We start from the raw sequence: 6,483 nt of genomic DNA, 5'->3' as shown, positions 1-6,483 counted from the left end.
TCACAGCCGAAGTCGCTTGTCAGGAATGGAATACGGATGAATTATTTGAATTAGTCACCCGTGCGTATTCTTACCGGAATCTAAAACGGGCCGACTTTGAAAGCACGATTCAATTTCTGAGTGAAGGCATCAGCAGCACCGCCGGTCGCAGCCGGGTTTATCTGCATCACGATCAGGTGCAAAACCGCGTCCGCAGCAGAAAAAATGCCCGGCTGGTCTCCACCATGAATGGAGGCGCCATTCCGGAAATGGCCTCGTATCGCGTGGTCACCGAAGATGACCAGACAGTGGTCGGCTCGGTGGATGAAGACTTCGCCGTCGAAAGTATGGCCGGAGATATTTTTCTACTTGGAAATACATCCTGGCAGATCCGTTACGTGCGGGGAGGCGATGTGACCGTGGTGGATGCCCACGGCGCGCCCCCGTCAATTCCCTTCTGGTTTGGTGAAGCACCGGGACGCTCTTTGGAGCTATCCACGGAAATTTCGCATCTCCGTGAGGAACTGGAACAGCGAATTGAAAACCCCGAGACAGCCATCGAGTGGCTGGTCCGCGAAACCAATGCCGACGAATGGGGCAGCAAACAGATCGTCGAATATTTCCAGGCAGAAAAAGCGGCATTGGGAATGATCCCGACTCAGAAACGAATCGTCTTCGAACGCTTCTTCGATGAATCGGGGGGTATGCAACTGGTGATTCACGCGCCCTTTGGTGGTGATATCAATCGTGCCTGGGGTTATACGATGCGAAAGCGTTTCTGTCGTTCCTATAATTTTGAACTGCAGGCGACCGCCGACGATAACGGCATCATTCTTTCTCTGGGACCACAACACAGCTTTCCACTGGAGAGCCTGTTTACGATGCTGAATACCAGAAACGTGCAGCAACTCTCCGAACAGGCGATCCTGGATCATCCCATGTTTCATGTACGCTGGCGGTGGAACGTGACACGGGCTCTGCTGGTGTCACGCATGCAGAACGGTAAAAAAGTGCCGCCTCCGCTGCAGCGATTTCGTGCAGAGGATCTGCTCACAGCCGTCTTCCCTCGTTTGACAGGCTGTCCCGAAAATGAAATCGGCGAAATCGTGCGTCCCGATCATATTCTGGTCGACCAGACGCTGCATGACTGCCTGAATGAGCAACTCGATATCGAAGGCTTCAAACATGTCCTGCTGCAAATCGAACAGGGGTCGGTCAAACTGATTCCCCGCGATACCAGAGAGCCTTCCCCTTTCTGTTACGAACTGTTGAACTCCAGTCCGTATACATTTCTGGATGGGGGTGAAGCGCAGGAACGCCGCGCCCGTGCGGTGGCCACACGACACACGCTTTCCGTGGAAAGCGTTGAAGATCTGGGACGTCTCTCGCCCGAAGCCATCGCGCAGGTCTGTCAGGAAGCGCAGCCACTCGTGCGGAATGCTGATGAATTCCACGATGTACTGCTGGGCCGCATCCATCTTCCCCTCAATGAGCAGCCAGACTGGGCCGACTGGTATCAGGAACTCGAATCAACGGGGCGAGCAACCACTTTACAGAGATTAGAAAACGACGCGAAACACCGCTGTCTTCAAAGCTGGGTCGCCACCGAACGACTGCCGGCAGCGCTGGCCGCCTTCCCGGAAAGCCAGCATCACCCGCCCGTCAACGTCCCTGCAGGCGTTCGTCAGGAATGGGAGTCGACAGAAGCCCGCACAGCCATCATTCGCGGACTGCTGGATACCTGCGGTCCCTTGACCGTTGCGGAAATTGCAGATCAGGCGGGAATGACAGACTCGCAAACCGAAGCGGCGTTGATGGCCCTCGAAGGCGAAGGCATCGCCATGCAGGGGTATTTCCGCGTCAAAGACCCGAACTGGGATCAGAGTCCGGACAGTGACTCAACCAATGAGCAAGAACCAATGACAGCTGCAGCGCCTCCGAAAGAATGGTGCCACCGCCGCTTGCTGGCGCGCATTCATCGCTTGACATTACAAGGCCTCCGCGCTCAGGTTCAGCCGGTTGATACCAGTCTGTTTATCCAGTTTTTAACACAGCTTCACGGTATGGCAGGTGAAGAAAAACGTTCCGGAACAAACGGCCTGTTTGAAGTGCTCTCGATGCTGCAGGGAATCGATATCCCGGCAATCTGCTGGGAACGCGATATTCTGCCCGCTCGTCTGTCAAACTACCAAAGCAAGGATCTCGACGAACTCTGTTTCACCGGAGAAGTTGGCTGGGGACGTTTATACCCTCCCAAACGAACCGCCGACCAGGGAAAACCGATGACGGGTATTACACGCAATGCTCCCGTCTCCTTTTTCTTACGCGAAGATATGGCCTGGCTCACTCATTTTAATCGGATACCCTCTCTATATCAGAACACGGACGAGCAAAACGATCTGAGCAGCCCCGCTGTGGAAATCCAGGAACTCCTGACCCGACAGGGGGCTCTGTTTGCGACTGACTTAATGGCGGCTACTGAATCTCTGCCGTCTCAGGTCGCAGACTCGTTGGGAGAACTGATTTCCCGCGGGTTGGTCACCGCAGACAGTTTTTCAGGCATGCGGCAATTTACCGAAGATCGATCGACAAAAAACCGCCGTTCTTCGCGCAAGTCAAGAATTGGTCTGGTCCGAAAACGTAGCACACCCAACAATACGGGACGCTGGTCAATCTGGCGACGTGAGAACAATCACGAGGTTGAAGAACGAAGCCTGCAATACTACGAATTTATCGAACAATGGGCCTGGCAGTTACTGCGACGCTGGGGAGTCGTCTTTCGTGATTTATTACCGAAGGAATCCGGTGCCCCGCGCTGGTTCGAATTATTGCAGGTCTATCGACGCCTCGAAGCCCGGGGAGAAATTCGCGGAGGACGTTTTGTGTCAGGCGTGGCGGGCGAACAATTCGCCATGTCGAATACGATTCAGGAATTACGAAAGTTACGCGATGAACCGCCCGCCGATGAGTTGACGATTCTCTCTGCTGCCGACCCCTTGAATCTGATCGGAATTCTCACCAGACAGGCCCGAATCCCGAGTACTGCCAGTAATCGACTTGCTTACTGGAACGGCACTCTGATTGCGTATTCCAAAGGGGAAGAACTGTTTCTGCTAACGAAAGTAACTGACAAAATCCAGCGAGAACTGATTCTGGGATTTGGCCTGCCCATTCAAGGCACGAGTATCAATGTTGAATCTGCAACCGATGCCGTTCCGGAAATTCAAGATCAACCACCTGCACCCGAGGAAGAAGGCATCCTGGTTCCCACAGGAGACATCTCCACCACTAACGAGAAAAAATCACCACGCCCTTCCTTTCTCTAAACATGCGGGAAGAGGAAGCGACTGTTTCAACCGATTCGGAAAATGAGAATGCCTGACTGTCTTTTGAGAAATCTGATCATCACGATTCGCTTGATGGCTCTGTTGCTGTGTCTGCAAGTCAGTTCAAACTGTCTCGTCGCAGCCGAACAGAAAACAGCACCGACCATCGCGCAGTTATTGAAGAACGCACACGAACATCAACAACAGGGGCGCTACGCAGAAGCCGGTGAAGTCTATGATCAGGCGGAACAGCAACTTGCGGACACTACCCCCAAAAACGCCGAATTTCGTGTGCAGATTCTCCGCGGACGGGTTCGCATTGATTCATTAACCGGTAATACAGCGCAGGCATTGAATCGACTGAACCCCGCCCTGAAAGAATTCTCCGATCGTGCCGATCTGCATGCGATCGCAGCGAAGCTGTATTATGAAACCGGAGATTATCAAAACGCCAACACGAATGTCACGCGTGCGCTGATATTAAATCCGGATGAAGCGCTGGCACATCTGATCCAGGCCCATCTTTTGACAGAATCCGGAAAAATTGAGGAGGCCAGTGAAGCCTACCGCTGGTTTGTCCGTTTTTATAACCGGGCACAACCGGAAGATGCGGAAACCCTGCTGGTAATCGCGGAAGGAGCCGCACAATACGCGCGCTGGAACAGTGTTTCGCAAATCTTCAATTTTGTCATCAACACCGTCTGCCCTGATGTTTTAAAAGCAGACCCACTCGCCTGGGAAGCCTCTTACCTGAGCGGCTCCATTTTGCAGGAAAAATACAATCGCCCTCAAGCCGCGGATGAATTGAGCGCTGCCCTCAAGACCAATTCACAGGCGGCGGTTGTCTACGCGGCTTTAGCTCGTTCCGCCATCGAAGTGCGGGAGTTTGATACGAGCACGGAACTCATCGAACGCGCATTAAAAATCAATCCCCGTTTGATCGAAGCGCTGCTGCTGCGGTGTGATCTGCAATTGATTAACGGACAGTATGACAAGGCCCTGGAATCTGCAAATGTGGCTGCGTCTGTGAACGCCCGCGATCAGTCCGTTTTAGCCAGACAGGCGGCCTGTTATCTCCTGCTGGATGGTGTGCCGAACCGTGAATCTCTGGAGTTGATTTTTAATGTACCAGAAAACTCTGAGAAATCGAAAACGGCCAACGCCGATTCTTCCCGCTTTACACTGCTGGCAAGCCGGTTAGTAAAACAAAACCCCAAACCGGGCTATTTTCTGTATGAGCTGGGGCAACTGTTAGAGAGGAAACGGCAATTTGCTTTTGCCGAATTCGCCTATTTAAAAACGAAATCGTTGATGCCTCAACTTTCCGGGCCGAAAATCTCGCTGGGCATGCTGTATATGCAAATGGGGAAAACAGAACAGGCGCAACTGACTCTCGATGAAGCATTCAAGTCTGACCCGTATCACGTGCGAGTCAGTAATATGCGAAAGGTGCTGGGAGTTCTCGAATCCTATGGTGCGATTGTGACAGACCACTTTGTCATTCGCTACGATTCCAAAGCCGATTTTATTCTCAGTCAATATATGGCCGCGTATCTGGAACAGATTTATCCGGAAATGGTGAAACAGTTTGGTTATGAACCGCCGGGAAAAACCCAATTTGAAATCTATCACAATGCGAAAGGACTCGCGGCCCATCAATGGTTCAGTGCCCGCATGATCGGCCTGCCCTGGATCCAGACCATCGGCGCTTCCACTGGCGCCGTCGTGGCTTTAACCTCCCCGACCGCCATGGAAGAACCATATAACTGGGCGGCTGTATTGAAACACGAACTCGTGCACGTGTTTACGCTGCAACAAACGAAATTTAAAATCCCGCACTGGTTCACTGAAGCTCTGGCCGTCAGAAGTGAAGGTCATGCACGTCCGCAAAACTTCAATCAACTTCTGACAGAACGTGTCCCTAAAGGCGAGATTTACTCACTGGATGAACTGGACGGCGTCTTTGTGCGCCCTAAGTCTTCAGACAACTGGAATTTTGCGTATTGTCAAAGTCTGCTCTGTGCCGACTTCATGGTGGAAGAATTCGGCGAGGATGCGTTAAAAAAGTTGCTGATCGCCTATCAGAATCAGTTATCAACGCAGGCTGCGATCGCGGACTGTTTTAAAATCAGCCAATCAGAATTTGAAAAACGTTATCATGACTATCTCAAAAAGATAGCAGGCTCACTGCAAGGCTATCAAACAGAGTCCCCCCTCAGTTTCAGTGATCTGCAAAAAAAATATGAACAGGACAAATCAAACCTCAACATAGCCGGACAGTATGCTTACCGCCTGCTGCAATTCCGTAAAAAACAGGAAGCACGCGAACTTGCCCTCGCCGTTCTCAGCAAAGATCCTAAACAGGCACAAGCGGCGCTCACCATCGCCCGGCTTGAACTGCTCGCGGAAGACCGGAATGCTGCACTGAATGTTCTCCAGCCAGCACTCAATCTGGAGGCGCCTGACAAGGAAATACTCGAATTGGCCGGTAAAATTCTGATTCAACAAGGTAAATTCAAAGAAGCACTCAAGCTTTATCAAACGGGGCATGAAAAATATCCTTATCAGACCGAGTGGCTCGAGGGTCTTTCAGTCATTTATCAGAATCTCGATGATGCAAAGAAACTGGAAGAGACACTGATCAAGCTGGTTCACCTGGATCCCGCCAATGAGGACAGCATGAAATTACTGATGAAACTGTTCCTCGATCAGAAAAAATATGAACAGGCTTTACATTGGGGCCAGGCTGCCTTGTATATCGATGTACTCGATCCGGAAACGCATCAACAACTTGCCGAAACGGCATTGAAACTGAACCAGACCGATGTCGCAGTTCGCGAATTGAAAATGGTGTTACATCTGGATGAAAAAAATGAAGACCTGCGTTTCTTACTGGCAGAAACATTAGTAAACTCGGGTAAAACGGAGGAGGCGCTCACGGAGTTGAATCTCCTGCTACAGCAGAACCCGGCACACGTTCAGGCACTCAAATTAAAAAAGAAACTGTGAATTTTATTCTTCTATTTCTTAACGTTTCCATAATTCCGATTTCATTTCCGCTAAGGATACGCAGTGACCAGTCAATCTCTTGATGCTTCATTTCCAGACCCCGATGGCAAACTGCAGGAACAGAACGGCTTAACGCTTTCACAATTCCAATCTGTCATTCATACCATGT

General features: G+C 51.2%; 2 protein-coding genes. Both read left to right on the top strand.

The window, feature by feature from the left end:
• Positions 1-3,305 (top strand): DEAD/DEAH box helicase (locus tag Q0294_RS11370; RefSeq protein WP_299464977.1); only part of this gene is annotated, 3,305 nt, incomplete at its 5' end.
• Positions 3,306-3,353: 48 nt separating this feature from the next.
• Positions 3,354-6,314 (top strand): tetratricopeptide repeat protein, encoded by a 2,961-nt coding sequence (locus Q0294_RS11365; RefSeq protein WP_299464974.1) that lies wholly within the window; start codon positions 3,354-3,356, stop codon positions 6,312-6,314.
• Positions 6,315-6,483 lie beyond the last annotated feature (169 nt).

It is taken from the genome of uncultured Gimesia sp. (assembly GCF_937919775.1).
Classification (GTDB): Bacteria; Planctomycetota; Planctomycetia; order Planctomycetales; family Planctomycetaceae; genus Gimesia.
Note: the sequence above shows the minus strand (reverse complement) of the source record. Positions and strands in the feature narration are given on the sequence as shown.